Source organism: Pseudoalteromonas sp. CR1, assembly GCF_019392235.1.
In the GTDB taxonomy this organism is placed as follows: domain Bacteria; phylum Pseudomonadota; class Gammaproteobacteria; order Enterobacterales; family Alteromonadaceae; genus Pseudoalteromonas.
This window is the reverse complement of sequence record NZ_JAHXRM010000096.1, coordinates 1-341: the sequence shown is the minus strand read 5'-3', so window position 1 is coordinate 341 and position 341 is coordinate 1. Positions and strand designations below refer to the sequence as shown.

Here is a 341-nt window from a genome sequence, read left to right as displayed (position 1 = left end):
GCAGCGATTCGAAGGTGCGTGCGATCAAGTCTTCACGGCCCTGGGTCAGCACCTGGATAGTGGTGTCCTCGGGGATGTGGTTGTCTTCGATCAGGGTGCGCACGAAGTCGAAGTCGGTTTGCGAAGCGGCCGGGAACGAGGCCTCGATTTCCGTCACGCCAACGGCGACCAGCGTCTTCCAGAAGCGCAGCTTTTTCACCGCGTCCATCGGCTCGATCAGCGACTGGTTGCCATCACGCAGGTCGGAACTGCACCAGATCGGCGCTTCGGTGATGGTTTTCGACGGCCAGGTGCGGTCGGGGATATCGATGGTCGGGAACGCACGGTACTTCGAAGACGGG

General features: G+C 61.3%; 1 pseudogene. It reads right to left on the bottom strand.

Annotated elements, in window-relative coordinates:
• Window positions 1-341 (bottom strand): annotated as a pseudogene (locus tag KZZ04_RS18640) (2-isopropylmalate synthase); the annotation flags it as partial.